At 63.7% G+C, this 15305-nt stretch carries 11 protein-coding genes; 5 read left to right on the top strand and 6 right to left on the bottom strand.

Translation table 11 applies throughout. The features are described 5' to 3' along the window. Positions 1 to 245 precede the first annotated feature (245 nt). The gene (locus tag K8P63_RS12085) at positions 246 to 1847 is read right to left on the bottom strand and encodes a hypothetical protein (RefSeq protein WP_223796279.1); all 1602 of its coding nucleotides are present in this window, start codon (positions 1845 to 1847) and stop codon (positions 246 to 248) included. Positions 1848 to 2217: 370 nt separating this feature from the next. Here K8P63_RS12085 and K8P63_RS12080 point away from each other — a divergent pair, with 370 nt between their 5' ends. Both K8P63_RS12080 and K8P63_RS12075 read left to right on the top strand, forming a co-directional pair. Continuing rightward, on the top strand, positions 2218 to 5403 hold the full coding sequence (locus K8P63_RS12080; RefSeq protein ID WP_223796278.1) for a VPS10 domain-containing protein: 3186 nt from the start codon (positions 2218 to 2220) through the stop codon (positions 5401 to 5403). A gap of 511 nt (positions 5404 to 5914) precedes the next feature. Beyond that, positions 5915 to 6502 carry a PEPxxWA-CTERM sorting domain-containing protein gene (locus K8P63_RS12075; RefSeq protein ID WP_223796277.1) on the top strand — a complete coding sequence of 196 codons (588 nt, stop codon included), beginning with the start codon at positions 5915 to 5917 and terminating at the stop codon, positions 6500 to 6502. 119 nt (positions 6503 to 6621) lie between these two features. On the opposite strand, the gene K8P63_RS12070 is transcribed toward K8P63_RS12075, so the two are convergent. Then, positions 6622 to 7683, bottom strand: a complete 1062-nt coding sequence (locus K8P63_RS12070; protein WP_223796276.1) for an alpha/beta hydrolase family protein — start codon at positions 7681 to 7683, stop codon at positions 6622 to 6624. 773 nt (positions 7684 to 8456) lie between these two features. Continuing rightward, complete coding sequence (locus tag K8P63_RS12065) at positions 8457 to 11213, bottom strand: hybrid sensor histidine kinase/response regulator (RefSeq protein ID WP_223796275.1); 2757 nt, start codon at positions 11211 to 11213, stop codon at positions 8457 to 8459. A 262-nt stretch (positions 11214 to 11475) separates the two neighbouring features. Between K8P63_RS12065 and K8P63_RS12060 the strand changes: the two genes are divergently transcribed. Together K8P63_RS12060 and K8P63_RS12055 are read left to right on the top strand one after the other, a co-directional pair. Beyond that, positions 11476 to 11844: an ArsR/SmtB family transcription factor gene (locus K8P63_RS12060; protein WP_223796274.1), complete on the top strand. Its 369-nt coding sequence runs from the start codon at positions 11476 to 11478 to the stop codon at positions 11842 to 11844. Between the two features lie 39 nt (positions 11845 to 11883). Then, positions 11884 to 12879, top strand: a complete 996-nt coding sequence (locus tag K8P63_RS12055) for an aldo/keto reductase (protein WP_223796273.1) — start codon at positions 11884 to 11886, stop codon at positions 12877 to 12879. 222 nt (positions 12880 to 13101) lie between these two features. Here K8P63_RS12055 and K8P63_RS12050 read toward each other — a convergent pair whose 3' ends face one another. Both K8P63_RS12050 and K8P63_RS12045 read right to left on the bottom strand, forming a co-directional pair. Then, positions 13102 to 13524: a VOC family protein gene (locus K8P63_RS12050; protein WP_223796272.1), complete on the bottom strand. Its 423-nt coding sequence runs from the start codon at positions 13522 to 13524 to the stop codon at positions 13102 to 13104. A 187-nt stretch (positions 13525 to 13711) separates the two neighbouring features. Next, positions 13712 to 14128, bottom strand: coding sequence for a VOC family protein (locus tag K8P63_RS12045; protein WP_223796271.1), 417 nt, complete (start codon positions 14126 to 14128; stop codon positions 13712 to 13714). Between the two features lie 128 nt (positions 14129 to 14256). Here K8P63_RS12045 and K8P63_RS12040 point away from each other — a divergent pair, with 128 nt between their 5' ends. Next, entirely contained in the window at positions 14257 to 14961 is a 705-nt protein-coding gene (locus tag K8P63_RS12040; protein ID WP_263282634.1) for a helix-turn-helix transcriptional regulator, read from the top strand. A gap of 24 nt (positions 14962 to 14985) precedes the next feature. Here K8P63_RS12040 and K8P63_RS12035 read toward each other — a convergent pair whose 3' ends face one another. Continuing rightward, positions 14986 to 15213, bottom strand: a complete 228-nt coding sequence (locus tag K8P63_RS12035; protein WP_223796150.1) for a hypothetical protein — start codon at positions 15211 to 15213, stop codon at positions 14986 to 14988. Positions 15214 to 15305 lie beyond the last annotated feature (92 nt).

Raw genomic sequence — 15305 nt, 5'->3', positions numbered from 1 at the left:
GGCGGGTGGCGACGACATACCCACATGCGCCGGATTAGGGATACGGAATCGCGACATGCTCCCCGGAAATCATGCCCATGGCAGGTTGGCTCGCCCGATGGCGACGAAAGATGCGGCGAGGCTTTGCCGACGATCGGATCACCGGCGCGCCGCGTGAGCATGCGGCGCGTGTGAAGACCGCCGCTGTGCCGCTCGCGCACCGATACGTCGACGTCAGCGCCCTCTGAATATGGCGAGCATGGCCATTACGGCTTCGATGCTGCTGCCGCGCCGCACGTCCCGACACGAAACGCGCCGATGCGGGTCGAGTAAGCGGCATCGCCGAACCCCAGATAGTCGCCGGTATACCAGAACGTGCAGTCATCGCTCGGATCGACCGCGGTCTCGACATAATCCTCCCAGCGGAGCGTGTCCGCCTGCGCCGCCTGGCCATGCACCAGCACGGTTTCGCCGGCCATCTGGCCGACGGGATCCGCCGCCACGCGCCCGGCGAAGCGTTGCCCGACATAGGTCTGGGCGTCGGCGAAGGAGTATCCGACACCGATGCTGCCAAAACGGTCCATCGCGATGCTCGGCATCCAGTGATAGCTCGGGTCCGGCGCATAGGTGCCTTGCTGGTAGACGCGCGGATCGCCACGCGCGTCGAGCCGCAGCTCGTACCAGCGCACGCCCCCGCTGCCCCCGGCCTCGATCGAGTGTGCCGCGAGCAGCGACTGCTGGTCGCCGATGCGTCGGTACGTGAAGCGCTGCATGATCTTGTCGCCCTGCGCGTCGATCTTCATGTCGACGCGCGGTTGCGGCACGCACTTGGTGAGCTGCCCGCCACAGAGATAGCGGTAAGGCTCGACCGCGATCCGGGTCGGTCCGACGAGGCGGCTTCGCGTCGGATGGTCCCAGTCGACATGATATTTCCAGACATACAGCGCGTCGTCGCCCGGCTGCCCCTTGAGCTGCGATCCGCCGGCCGCGATCACGATATTCGGTGCCCCCTTGGGCGGCAGCGCGGTGCCGTCGAGATCCGCATTGTTGAGGAAATTGACCCCGTCGACGATGATGCAGAGTTCGCGCGCGGGCTTGCCGGCCAGCATCTTGGCGCGCTCGGCGACGCAGGCGTGCTTTTGGATCACCGTATCGCCCGTGCTGGTCGGGACATAATAGCCGTCGGGCCAGATTGCCGGGCGCGGATAATCGGGAAAAAGCGGCCGCACGAATTCGTATCGGTAATAAGCACCGAGCGGATCGGGCGTCGCACTGACGGCGTAGCACATCGCATAGGATCCCTCGCCCAGCGCCTTGGGCCGTTCCGGTGCGTGGCCGCCCTGCGGCGCATCGAGCCGCGCCGCGGCGGGCTGGAACAGCGGCTCGGCCGGCCCCGGCTGATCCGATCGCCCGGGCATGCTCAGCGCGGGAGGCTCGCCCGCGGCCGGTGCCGATGGCTCGTGGCTGCGCTTGGGAAGCCGCGTGAAGATCGGCATCACGATCAGCCAGCGGTCGGCCAGCTGGTCATAGCGCACGACCGCATCGCCATTGTTGATCGTCTCGCACGGGCCGCCGAACCCACGGAAGACATTGCGCGTCTCGACCGGGCCGTAGAGCGGCCGGCCCGTCTCGCCATAGACCGCGCCGGCCTTGGTGAAGATCGCCATCCGCGTGTTGACGACCTGCACGATGTGGTTCGGCCCGACCGCCAGCGAGGTGTCGCTCGGACTGCGCCCGTAAAAGCGGCCTTGCGGGCCCGAAAAGCCCCGACCCAATCCCTCGAAGCTTTCGATCAGGCGGGGCGCGGCCGATCCCCGCACTGGTTCGGCCGCAACCGTCGGCGACGAACCAACACCGGCCAGGATCAACGCCGCAAGCCACCCAGCGAACGAATATGGTTTGGATCCGGCCATTCAATCCCAGCCCCGCTTTGGATAGCGCACGGGTATGCCCGATCCCGGCGCGGAGGCAATCGCGTTGGGAGGCAGTGGGATACGGCACAAATTGGCTGCTTGGGGCGGCAACGCTTCGAACTTGAACAAATCCGAAGAATCGATTGAATTGATGCGGTTTTGCCGAACTAGATTCTTAGTTTTGCCGTCTTAAATCGTATACTCGCGTCGCTTGCGCTGTTAGCGTCGGCGAATCCACGGCTGCGACTGCTCGGCGAGAAAAAGCGCGATATCACGGTGATATACGTCGCTCCGGACATGCCGCAGTCAAAAGGGGTAGGCGACGATGGTCCGTATGCTCGTGCGGTTTTGTGGCTATGTTCTGACGCTTGTGAGCCTCGCGCTCGCGGGTGCCTGCGCAAGTCGCGCGGACGTTCCCGACAATCCATCCAATCCCCTCGCGCAGCTCCATTATCGCATGATTGGACCGGGCGGGAACCGCATGGCGGCGGTCGCGGGCGAGCCCGGCAACCCGCTGGTCATCTATGCCGGCGCCTCCGACGGCGGCATCCGGAAGACGACCGACGGCGGTTCCAACTGGAAACCCGTATTCGACGATAAGGACGTCTCCGCCGTCGGCGCGCTCGCGGTCGCCCCTTCCGCGCACAATGTCGTCTGGGCCGGCACGGGCGAGACCTGGATCGTGCGGCCCGATTATTCGATGGGCAACGGCGTCTACAAGTCCACCGACGGCGGCGAGACCTGGACGCATATGGGCCTCGACCTGACCGGCCATGTCGGCCGCATCCTGATCGATCCCAAGAACCCGGACATCGTCTATGCCTGCGCGATGGGCCAGGCCTATCGCCCGCAGCAGGAGCGCGGCATTTACAAGACCACCGACGGCGGCAAGACCTGGACGCGATCGCTGTTCGTCAACGAGAATACCGGCTGCTCCGAACTGTCGATGGATCCCAAGGATCCCAACACGATGTTCGCCGGCATGTGGCAGGTCGACATCAAGACCTGGGATCTGCACAGCGGCGGCAAGGGCAGCGGCGTCTACGTGACGCACGATGCGGGCAAGAGTTGGACGAAGGTCGCCGGCAACGGCCTGCCCGCAGCGGACAAGGTGATCGGCAAGGTTGCGGTGCAGGTGGCGCCCACCGATCCCAATCGCGTCTACGCGCTGATCCAGGAGGATACGCCGCGTTTCTATCGCTCGGACGATGCCGGCAAGAGCTGGCGCATCGTCAACCAGCAGCACATCATGTCGGAACGCTCCTCTTATTATACGCGCTTCGCGGTGGCGCCGGACGACGAGAATTTCATCTTCGTCGTCGCGGTCAGCATCGTCTATTCGCGTGATGCCGGCGTCACCTTCGCCGAGGATCTGCCGCATCCGGCGGGCGACGTGCACGACGTGTGGTACGATCCGCTCAACCCCAATCGCGTGATGGTCGCGCACGATCACGGCATCAGCGTCAGCCTCAACCATGTGAAGTCGTTCCAGACCTACGGCTTCCCGGTGGCGCAGATGTATCACGCCTTCACCGACGACCAGATTCCGTACAACGTCTACGGCAACCGCCAGGACGAACCGACCTTCCGCGGGCCGAGCGACAATCTGAGCGGCGGGAAGGGCGACGGCATTTTCGGCGGCGGGATCAGCGCGGCCGACTGGACCCAGATCGGCGGCTGCGAACCCGGCTTTTCCATTCCCGACTGGAAGGACAACAATATCGTCTGGTCGGGCTGCTACAATGGCGACCTGACGCGGATGGATCTTCGCACCGGTCAGGCGCGCTGGGTCTCGCCCTGGCCTGCCGCGACCTATGGCTGGGCGCCCAAGGACGTGAAATATCGCTTCCACTGGACGATGCCGATCGCGATGTCGCCGCACGACAACAACAAGATCTATGTCGGCAGCCAATATGTCCATATGACCGAGAATGGCGGTCAGTCGTGGAAAGCGATCAGCCCCGATCTCACGCGCAACGACAAGAGCCGCCAGCTGGATTCGGGCGGCATGCACCCCGATAACCTGATGGTGTTCGAGGGCTCGGTCCTCTACGCGATCGCGGAATCGCCGGTACAGCCGGGCGTGATCTGGACCGGCGCCACCGACGGCACCGTCAGCGTCACCCGCGACGGTGGCAAAAGCTGGGACAACGTCACCCGCAACATCAAGGGCATGCCGCCGCTTGGCATCATCTGGAGCATCACGCCGTCGCGCTTCGACGCAGGCACGGCCTATGTCGTCAACAATATGGAGCAGAGCGCAGGCGATTATAACGCCTATGCCTACAAGACCAGCGACTTCGGCAAGACGTGGAAGCTGATTACGTCTGGAGTACCGAAATCGGTTAACAGCAGCGCTCATATTCTCCTGGAAGATCCGACCCGAAAGGGACTGCTTTACCTTGGAACCGACAATTTCATCTACGTGAGCTGGGATGACGGCGGCAAATGGACGCTGCTGCGCAACAATATGCCGCCCGCGCCGATCTACTGGATGACGATCCAGCCGCGCTACAACGATCTCGTCGTGGCCACTTATGGCCGCGGCTTCTGGATCCTCGACGATCTCAAGCCGATCCAGGAGTTCGACAAGGCCGAGGCGAACGGCACGGCCGTCACCTTCTTCAGGCCGCGCGATACCTATCGCTATCGGACCAACAACGCGACGCATCTGGCGGACACCTACAATCTGATGGTCGGAGAAAATCCGCCGCACGGTGCCCCGCTCAATTATTACCTCAAGGCGCCGGCGCAGAAGGTGACGGTCTCGATCTCCGACGGAAACGGCAGGCTGGTGCGCACGCTGGGCGGGCCGGCCAGGGCGGGCGTGAACCGGCTGTGGTGGGATCTGCGCTACGAGGCGCCGGTCACGGTCAAGCTGCTCAACAGCCCGCCGGGCGAGCCGTGGGTGCCGCTCGACAAGCAGGGCTGGCGACCGCTGGTCCACTGGCGCAATTACACGCACGGCCCGCTCGTCGCGCCGGGCGCCTATAGCGTGAAGATCGACGTGGACGGGCAAATCTCGACCCAGCCATTGACGGTCCTGCGCGATCCCAAGGATCTCGGATCCGAGACGGACATAAAGGCGAATACCGACTTCCTGTTGGGCCTGGTCGACGATCTCAACGGTGCCGCGGCGACGATCAACCGGCTGGAAGAGGTGCGCAAGCAGATCGGCGACCTCCACGCGCAGCACGGGAAGGAACCCGCCTACGCCGCACGGATCGCCGCGGCGGATCGAATGGACGCGCGCCTGAAAGAGGTCGAGGCGCTGTACTTCCCGCTCGCGCTCACCGGCCGTATCGAGGACGCGTTCCGCGTGCCCAGCCTGATCTACGGCAACCTCGCCAACCTCGCCTTCCTGACCGAGGGCGGAGCGGATTTGCCGCCGACGGATCAGGCCGTGGCCCTCCACGGCGAGCTTCGGCAGCAGTTGGCCCATGCCAAACAGCAGGCCGACCTGCTGGAACAGCAGGAGGTCGGCCCGTTCCTGGCGGGGCTTGCCCGATAGCGAAATCGATCGACGCGACGTGAGTTGGCTGCCGCGTCGGCCGGACGCGTCGGGGCGGCCAGGTAGCCTTCCGCGCAATGGCCGGCACGGTCGACACGGTGCCGCGAAACCTGCTCGACGCGGCCACCGTGCAGCAGCTCACGTCGGTCGTTTGCGCCCTGCCGCTGTGGATGCGTCGAGCCCAGGCGTGTGATCGTCGAAGCCGCCCGCATCGAGATAGCGGGCCGTGCCGATCTGTTGATATCACAGCGTCGTGCTCAGTTGGCGGTTGGTTTATCCGCCAGGTGCCGGTGCTAACGCCTGACCGGACGGTTACAAAATGCCGCCTGCCAACGCAAAAATAGCGATTTTGCTAAAACCGGATGTAAACGAGAAGGATAAGGATCCTGAGGCGCCTTGTCGTCTCTGTTAGAAAACCTGTTCCGGGCTGTCGACTCTCGGTTAACCGAATGTTAAACTCCGATGATCGCGAAAGACGCTTTGCCGAGTCGCGGTAATTGGGGGATTGATCATGAACAGAGCGATTTCGAGTGCGCTTGTCGTAACTTCGTGCATCGCCGGTCTGGCTGCTTCACCAGCAATGGCTGTCGATCTTACGGGTGCGAGCATTGGGGTTACCTGGCTGTTTCCGGATTCATCCACGGTCTACCAGTCCCAGACATTCGTTGCCGGGCCTGGCGTCGAACTGACCTGTCCAGGCGGGAGCGTTGGCGGAGGCCTGTGCTCCGGATTTGTCGATGCCTCGACAATTGATTTGGGCGTCGACACGCTCTCCCTGACGATCACCGACGGCACGTCATCTTGGACCTCGCCCGCCTTCAATGGCTATGAATTCAGCGGGCTGTCGGCCCACGGCGCCATCGCTGGTTATTCATTGGCGACGAGTTTCGCGGGCCTCGACGACAGCCGGATTTCCTTCACCGGCGACTCGATCTCCGTGAATATGGAGGGCATCAGCCCGGTGGCGGGGCAGAGCTTTACGATCACCCTGCTCGACGGCGCCGTTCCCGAAGCATCCTCTTGGGCGATGTTCGTAGCAGGGTTTGGACTGGTCGGCGCGGCGGTGCGCAACAGGAGAGGCAAAGTGAGCTTGGCCTGATCACATGGCGGATGGAGTGACCGCATGGGTTGCGGCACAACCGGAACCATGGCGGCCCCGGCCATAGCCGCCATGCGCTTCACAAGCCAAAGAGGCGAAGCGCATCGGGGCGATCTGGGTCAACGGCGCGGTCTGGCGTGGTCATCCAGCCATGCGCCGAGCAATGCGAAATAAGCGGGCGCGTTCGGCGCGGCTTGCTTGGCGAAACTGGTATCGAGCTGCTGCACAGGCGGCACGTCGAGCATCATCGCGTGATCGGCCCCATCGATGACGTGCACGCTCACCTGCCGGAACTCGGTGGCGCGCGACTGCAGGGCAGCCAGGGACGGCGCGACCGGCACCCACGGGTCTGCCTGACCGAACAGGATGAGCGTCGGAACGCGCGAACCGGCCAGCGCCTGCAACGGGTCCGCTTCGATCTGCCGCTTCCACTCCGGGTCGTCGATATTACCCTTGAGCCAGATCCGGTCGTACCATGGCTCGCCCCGGACATCCGCCTCCGCTGCCGCAGCTTCGGCGCGGCTGCGGCGACCGCGCGCATAATCGTCGACCGTTGTGCGCGCACGGATCGCTCGGTCGATCACCGTCTGTGGCTGCCCGGCAACGTGCAGGATGTTGGCGACGGCGAAATTCATCTGGACGTCGGCGCCTGCCATCGGCGCGGACACGGCGATGGCGAAGGCGGCGCGCTGCTCCTTCCTGGCGGCAAGCAATGTCAGCCAGCCGCCTTGCGACAGACCCCAGAAGCCGATGCGCGTGGGATCGATGCCCGGCTCGTGCCGAAGCCGCGCGAACGCGGCCACGGCATCCGCCGCCAGCAGGTCGAAATTTCCAGGCGCCGCGCCGCCGCTGGTGGACTCGCCCGAGCCGCGCCGATCGTAGAGGAACAGGGCGATGCCGAGCCGGGGCAGGATTTGGACGAGGTGGCGGTAGAGCGGATCGGTGCGCAACGGCACCTGTGCGCCGTGCAGCGCGATCACCGCGGCGCGCGGCTGCTGGCCAGCCGGCAGAAACAAGGTGCCGGCGAGACGGGCGCCCTGATTTTCCACGACGATCGCGCGTTGCTCGACCGCGACATCCGATGCCACCGCCCACGGCACCTGTTCGGCCGCTGTCGCTCGACCGCCAGCCCCGAGGGCCAAACTGCAGATAACGGCCGCCAACCCGATCGCCAGCTTCATCTTCCGCTCCCATCAGCACCAGCGAGCGCTTTTACCCCGCTAACCGTCCGAGAAGAACCGCTGTCCATTTTCGAGCGCGTTCCGAGCCCTTCAATGCCTGCAATTGGATCCTCATTGACTTAAGGCCGCTTCCGCGTTCGTTCAACAAATGCAGTTAGCCGGCCAGCGGACCAAAAAGCGGCGACCCGCGGAAAATACGGATGGGATGCAGAAGGTTTCCGACGCACGATTATCTAGTTCTGAGGCGCAGGGGGCTTCGCCTCGCGACAGAAAAGCATGACTAAATACAAGATCAAGGCGCAGGTGTTGTACTTGAGATGACGATCGTCCACCTCCATCCCTGTGGCTCTGACACGAGAATTAGTCAGCAGTCTGTAGGATTGATGCAAGCGCCATGAGATCAGCCATTACAGCTCGATAAGACGAACGCGATCAGCGCCATGACAAAGCGACAACCGCCAAAAACAAACCGGGACACTTCAAAAAGCTCTCTCATCTGATGAAGCAAACGCTGGCGTCCGTCACGCACTCGGCAAGTCAGTTCGCCGCGGGACCGCCGATTAATCGCCCGCCATATAGCGCCGCATTCAGTCTCAACGCTGGCAAGCCCGACCTCTGCGGGCTGCCGCGGTAAATGAGCGGCCGAGCGGCGTCGAATGGCCGGGATTGGGTCCACGCAGTAGCCGACACCGAAAGCCGTTTATTTCACCGATCGAGTTCAACAAAGCTGCGGAAATCTGACGCTATTCTGCCAGCCAGGCGGATTCGAGCCGCTAGATAGGCAGCTCCAATATTGCCGCCACTTTGACGGCGAGTGCTTCCATGGAGAAGGGTTTCGTCAGCAGCTCCATACCAGGTTCAAGATGACCATTCCCGACTGCGGCATTCTCCGCGTAGCCGGTAATGAACAGCACCTTGAGATTGGGCCTTAGCGCGCGGGCTGCATCGGCGACCTGGCGACCGTTCATGCCGTTGGGCAAGCCAACGTCGGTGATCAACAGCTCGATCCTTGCGCCTGACTGAAGCACCTTCAACCCGGCTGCGCCGTCGGCCGCGCCGATGACCGTGTAGCCGGCATCTTCCAGAACTTCGTCGATCAAGTGGCGGATGGTGGGCTCGTCATCGACAACGAGGATCGTCTGCCCGTTCGCGGCGTCGGGTCGCGCCTTTGCTCCTTCGGTTTGCGGCTCGGGCGCGTCGCCGATGTGGCGGGGCAGGTAGATGCAGACGGTCGTACCGCTGCCGACCTCCGAGTAGATCCGGACCTGACCCCCGGATTGTCGCGCAAAGCCGTAGACCATCGACAGACCCAGACCTGTTCCCTGTCCGATCGGCTTCGTCGTGTAAAAAGGTTCGAAGGCGCGCCCGATCGTTTCGGCCGACATGCCGGAGCCCGTATCGGTAACGCAGACCGAAAGATATTGACCGGGTATGAGATCACGCTCTTTCGCCGCGCGATCATCAAGCCATTTGTTGGCCGTCTCGATGGTGAGCCTGCCGCCATCGGGCATGGCGTCGCGCGCGTTGATGCTCAGGTTGAGCAGGGCGTTCTCGAGCTGGCCGGCATCGATGTTTGCCGGCCAGAGGCCAGCCGCCCCGACGACCTCGACCATGGTCGTCGGCCCGACGGTGCGCGCCAGGAGCTCCTCCATGCCGCCGATCAGCCGGTTGACGTCGATGGGCTTCGGATCCAGCGTCTGGCGCCGCGAGAAAGCGAGCAGGCGCTGGGTCAGGGACGCCGCGCGACGTCCCGCGCCTTGGGCGGCGAGGATGAAGCGGTCGATGTCGTCCACGCGGCCGCGGGCGATCCGCGCCTGCAGCAACTCGAGGTTGCCCATCATGCCCGTCAGAAGATTGTTGAAGTCGTGCGCCAGGCCGCCGGTCAATTGGCCCACCGCCTCCATCTTCTGCGACTGACGCAAGGCTTCCTCGACCTTCTCGCGCTCGGCGATCGCATCGACGATCCGCTCCTCGAGCGTGCGGTTGAGCTCTAGGACGGCGGCCTCGGCCCGGATCCGCGCCGTCACGTCCACAGAGGAACCGACGATACCGACCACCTCGCCGGCGCCGTTGAACACCGGGGATTTGGTCGACAGCCAGATTGCGGGTGTGCCGTCGGCGAGCCTGACCTCCTCCTCGGTCTGCTCGCTCCGGCCACTTTCCATGATCCGGCGATCGTTCGCCATGATCTGCGCCGCCTCGGCCTTGTCGTCGAGCAATTCGAGATCGGTCCGGCCGATATAGTCCTCAGGCGCCCTGCCGAGCAGATCGGTCGTCCCGCGATTGCCGATCAGGAGGCGTCCTTCGCGATCCTTGGCGTAGACGACGCCGGGGACCGTCTCCGTGAACGATCGCAGCAGCTCGGTCGCGCTATCGCGCTCAGCTTCCGCGGCGCGGCGGGCTTCGATGTCGAGCAGCACGCCGGGGAAATGGATTGCTCGGCCCTCCGCATCCTTTTCGACCCGGCCGTTCGCCTCGATCCAGTGGAAGACGCCGTCGATGTGCTTGACCCGATATTCGCAGCGATACGCGCCGCCTTGCGCGAGGGCAGCGGCGATCGCCTCGTTGACGCGGGCCTGATCGTCCGGATGAATGGACTCCACCACTTTCTCGAGAGGCAACCCGGTCTGGCAAAGTTCGTGCGATAGTCCGAAGGAATCCGCGAACCGATCGTCGGCGATGAATCGATCCGCGAGCACGTCCCAAAACCAGGTTCCGACGATGGCACCGGCATCGAGCGCCAGCTTCAGACGCTCGGAGGCGTTCCGCTCTTCAGTAATCTCGATGAAGGTGCACATCGCCCCCTGGTGGATGCCGCCCGGTGCGATCGGGACCGCCCAATATTCCACCGGGACAGGATCGGCACCGTTTATGGGGAAAAAGAGTTCGCCTCGGATATGGGCCGGAGTGCCATCCCGCGCGCAGCGATAGATTGGGCAATCAACGACATCGTAATGCGTGCCGTCCGGATGCTTGCCGTGGATGACGTCGTGCAGCTTGCGACCAACCGCATCCTCTTCCTTCTCGAAGCCCATCATCCGTAGGAAGGCGGCATTGCAGACGGTCGTGACCCCGTCCGGATCGACCGCGTAAAACCCTTCGATCATCGTATCGAGCAACAGGCGAATGTTCGCCTGTCCGCCGCGCAGCGTTTCGGTGGCGAGGCGCTGCTCGGTCCGGTCGCGCAGGACCTTGACGAAGCCCACGGCGCCACCAGCATCGTCGCGCAGCACGGTCATCTCGCCATTGGCCCAGAAACGCTCGCCGTTCTTCCGCAGATGCCAGCGTTCGTCGTTCCCCGCGCCGGTCTCGAGGGCGCACTGCATTTCCACCGCCGGCCGATCGCCCGCGAGATCCTCGGGGGTGAAGATGCGGTCGACCAGCTCGCCGAGCATCTCCGTTTCCGTCCAGCCAAGCGTGAGCTCGGCACCCTTGTTCCAGGCGGTGATCTTACCGCTTCGATCCGTCGCGATGATGGCAAAGTCGGTCGCGCTATCGATTATCCAGCGGTTGAGGGCATTGTTCGGCAAGACATTTCCATCTTCGATGGGATCTGGGCGGCAGCCTACTCTAGCGACCGAACGATCCGAAGTATCCCGATGTGTTGGCCCAGCCATGCATAGCAGCAGGGACGATCGTTAAAAGCCGAGACCAGATGGTTGTCAGTGAGGTCGCCAACCACGCGGCTGCCGAGCGGCCTCTCGACGCGGCGGCGCGCTGGCGGTCATGGAGGTATGGCTTGATTCATACTATCTGGGAAGGTATAGATCGAGTCGTACCTTGAGAGACAAGATGCCCGAAATCCTGCCCGCTCCCTCCGTTGATCAGATCGACCTCGGCGCCGTCCTGGCCGCGCTGGCCGATCCCCTGCGCCGAGAGGCGGTGGCGAAGCTGGCGTTGCTCCCCGACGGTGCTGAACGAGGTTGCTCGGCATTCGGCTTTCCGGTCGCCAAGGCCTCGCTGACCCACCATTTTCGCGTGCTGCGCGAAGCCGGGCTGATCCATCAGGTGGATTACGGCAACCGCCGGGCCTCCCGCCTCCGTCACGACGACATCGACGGCCGTTTCCCGGGACTGCTCGACCTGCTCAGGTCCGAAGTCGCCGGAGGCGGTCTTTCGATGGGCGTCGGCGCCGTGACCGACGTCGCCTGTCCCATCTGATTTTCAGTGCCGCTGCCGGCACGCAACGAGGAACGAACCATGGATTATGTGAAGCTCGGCTCGACCGGCCTCGATATCTCGCGCCTGTGCCTGGGCTGCATGACGTTCGGCGAACCGGATGCGGGCGTGCACGAATGGACGCTGGGAGAGGCGGACAGCCGGCCGATCATCCGCCACGCCATCGAACAGGGCATCACCTTCTTCGACACCGCCAACAGCTATTCGGCGGGTACTTCGGAGATCATCGTCGGCAAGCTGCTGAAGGAGTTCGCGCGCCGCGAGGAAGTGGTGATCGCCACCAAGGTTTTCTTTCCGGAACGCATGCTGGAAGGCGGCGCCGCGCCCAATCGCAAGGGCCTGTCGCGCAAGGCGATCATGACCGAGATCGACGCGAGCCTGAAGCGGCTCGGCACCGATTACGTCGACCTCTATCAGATCCATCGCTGGGATTATGCCACGCCGATCGAGGAGACGATGGAGGCGCTTCACGACGTCGTGAAGGCCGGCAAGGCACGCTATATCGGCGCATCCTCGATGTTCGCCTGGCAGTTCGCCAAGGCACAGGAGGTCGCCCGCGCCAACGGTTGGACGCGGTTCGTGACGATGCAGAATTACGTGAACCTCCTCTATCGCGAGGAAGAGCGCGAGATGATCCCGCTGTGTCGCGACCAGGGCGTGGGGCTGATGCCGTGGAGCCCGATGGCGCGCGGCCGCCTCGCCCGGCCCGTCGGCGAGCAGACGAAGCGGAGCGAGACCGACGCGTTCGGCAAGACCCTGTTCGCAGCGACCGAAGAGGCCGACAATGCGGTCGTCAGTGCCGTGGGAGCGATCGCCAACGCACGTAATGTGCCGATGGCACAGGTGGCGCTGGCGTGGGTGCTCGCCAAGCCGGGGGTATCGGCGCCGATCGTGGGCGCGTCGAAACCGCACCATATCGATGATGCCGTCAGCGCGCTCGAGGTGACGCTGACGGCTGACGAGATCGGGACGCTCGAAGCGGCGTATATCCCGCATGCCGTGACGGGCTTTGAATGAAGGAGCCGGTTCCTTCGCTTCGTGCCCGAACGTGTTTGAACGCGCCATCTAACCTGTTTTGAGCGCCCGGTGTGACAACCGAAGATCGTCCATCTCCCATCAACGAACGGCCGGCTTCGGGTATTCGCCCTGAAGCACCGGACGTTCGCGACCGGGTCAGTCCGGCCGACTGTGATGAGAGGGGTGGGGCTAGTCTCGTCGTCGCAGCCCGCGGGCCGCTGTCTAAGCGTGCTCCGGAGGGCCTCCCTCGACGGCGGCGGGATCCATCCAGAACGGCCCGAAACCATGACCGTCGAGATCCTCGAACGCGCGGCTGTACATGAAGCCCATGTCTTGGGGCTCATGCAATTCGCGTCCGCCCGCCTCGACTGCCGCCCGCGTGATCGCATCGACCTCGTCGCGACTATCGAACGACAGCGCATAATGTCCGGTGGAACTCGTCGTCGCATCGACAATCGTCTTGTCGGTAAATGTCGCAAAGAAGGGCTTGGCGAGCAGCATGACGTAGATCGCATCCGACCAGACCATCGACGACGACTGATCGTTGCTGAACCGAGCGTTCCTTTCGAAGCCGATCGCCTCATAGAAGGCCGTCGATGCCGCAACATCAGCGACCGGCAGGTTGACGAAGATCATTTTGGGCATCGCTGTGCTCCTCCGTGTCGTGACGGCGACCGCCGAATCGGCCGGCGCGCACGAGCCTAGCGCGATTCAACGCCATCCTTCATGTTTCACGCAATTGCAGGGGGGTAGCCGATAATCGAGCCAGACGTCGCCGCCCGCGCCATGAACGCGGAGCTGGACGACGACGCCGGCCTCTCGATCTCCGGTTTCAGGCCTGCGGATCGACGTCGACGATCCAGATGACGCCGAACCGATCGGCCAGCATGCCGTAGAGCGGTGACCAGGCCGACGGACCGATCGGCTGGAGGATCGTGGCCTCCTCGGCCAACGCCGTCCACCGCTGCCGAACCTCGTCGACCGACGATCCGCGCAGCGAGACGTAGAATGCGTTGACACCTGGATCATGGTCTTGCCCCGCCCGCACGTCGAACGCCATGATCCGGAAGCCGTCATCTGCGACGACCTGGCCCCAGATGATATGGTCCGGTGATCCGGCCGCCTCCGGCTGGCCCATGGCACCATAGGTCATCAACGTCTGTTCGCCGCCGAAAACCTGTTTGTAAAAGTCGAGGGCCGCGCGGGCATGGCCGTGGAAATTCAGATGGGTCGTAACGGCCAAGGTCATGCTTCAGCTCCTGCAGGTTGGGCGAATTGGCGTTCGCCATCCGACTCCTCCATAGCGGCGCCCAACTGCCATTTTCCGTCAGTAGGCCCATGTCGCGTTCCGCTCGTCTGCTTCGACTGCTTCATGCGATGCGGACCCTGTCCGGGCCAATTACCGCAGCGCGCCTGGCGCAGGACACGGGCGTCTCGCCGCGATCCCTCTACCGTGACATCGATGCGTTGCGCTCTGCAGGTGCTCGGATCGAGGGCGAGCGCGGCTATGGCTATCGCCTGCTGGAAGACCCGGCGCTGCCGCCGCAGATGCTCGATCAGGACGAGATCGAGGTACTTGCGCTAGGGTTGGCGGAAGTGCGGGCCTGGGGCGATCCGGCGCTGGCGCGTGCTGCGGATTCCGTGCTCGCCAAAATCGCCGCGACGCTGCCCGACGAACGGGAACGACAGCTGCTCCACGCGATCGCGCAGGTATTCCATCCGGCGCCGCGCTACACGCAGACCCTTGATCTTGCACCCTTGCGCGCTGCGTGCTGGCAGGAGCGGGCGCTCGATATCCGTTACGTGGACGGAGATGGGGCGACAAGCGACCGGACGATATTGCCGCTCGCGTTGTTTTACACGGAGACGTGCGTAACCGTTCTCAGCTGGTGTTGCTTGCGCGAAGACTTTCGGATGTTCCGGACGGATCGCATGTCGGAGATCCGCTCAAACGGCACAAGCTTTCGCCCACGCCGTGTGCCGCTCTTGCGTGACTATCTGGCGCAGCTGCAAAAGCAACGCGGGGAAGGCGCAGTGGCGGCTCGACAAACACCCGACGAAAGGGCTGTCGCGCCCAATTAGGTCGTGAACCCATAAAAGGGTGATCTACGCGGGGCTTTGAAGTTCGATGTTTACGACCCGTGAGGCATCAAACGTAATATCATCCTGCTGGCCGACCCTGACCACTTCCGTTGCCCAAGCGACATGGACATCACGGACGCGACTGCCGTCATCGAGCGTCACGATCACGCGGGTGCTGCCATAAGAGGTCTCTGGCATTTCACGAACTTTGTCGCTGATATGAGCAGGCAGCGTGCGCGATCGGGTGTCCATCCGCAGATCTTACCTCATGAGCTACACCGGAAAAAGCTAGTGCCGGCGGAGCCGCCGACCCGCTTTCACGCCGAGCCAGATTGTGATTCAGC

The organism is Sphingomonas nostoxanthinifaciens, from assembly GCF_019930585.1.
Classification (GTDB): domain Bacteria; phylum Pseudomonadota; class Alphaproteobacteria; order Sphingomonadales; family Sphingomonadaceae; genus Sphingomonas_I; species Sphingomonas_I nostoxanthinifaciens.
The sequence above is the reverse complement of the archived record's forward strand: the minus strand, read 5'-3'. Positions and strand labels throughout refer to the sequence as shown.

Excerpts from the sequence above, each read along its gene's own strand:
- K8P63_RS12055 (WP_223796273.1), top strand. The coding sequence starts at position 11,884 with ATGGATTATGTGAAGCTCGGCTCGACCGGCCTCGATATCTCGCGCCTG.
- K8P63_RS12035 (WP_223796150.1), bottom strand. The coding sequence starts at position 15,213 with ATGGACACCCGATCGCGCACGCTGCCTGCTCATATCAGCGACAAAGTT.
- K8P63_RS12075 (WP_223796277.1), top strand. The coding sequence starts at position 5,915 with ATGAACAGAGCGATTTCGAGTGCGCTTGTCGTAACTTCGTGCATCGCC.
- K8P63_RS12070 (WP_223796276.1), bottom strand. The coding sequence starts at position 7,683 with ATGAAGCTGGCGATCGGGTTGGCGGCCGTTATCTGCAGTTTGGCCCTC.
- K8P63_RS12040 (WP_263282634.1), top strand. The coding sequence starts at position 14,257 with ATGCGGACCCTGTCCGGGCCAATTACCGCAGCGCGCCTGGCGCAGGAC.
- K8P63_RS12045 (WP_223796271.1), bottom strand. The coding sequence starts at position 14,128 with ATGACCTTGGCCGTTACGACCCATCTGAATTTCCACGGCCATGCCCGC.
- K8P63_RS12050 (WP_223796272.1), bottom strand. The coding sequence starts at position 13,524 with ATGCCCAAAATGATCTTCGTCAACCTGCCGGTCGCTGATGTTGCGGCA.
- K8P63_RS12080 (WP_223796278.1), top strand. The coding sequence starts at position 2,218 with ATGGTCCGTATGCTCGTGCGGTTTTGTGGCTATGTTCTGACGCTTGTG.
- K8P63_RS12060 (WP_223796274.1), top strand. The coding sequence starts at position 11,476 with ATGCCCGAAATCCTGCCCGCTCCCTCCGTTGATCAGATCGACCTCGGC.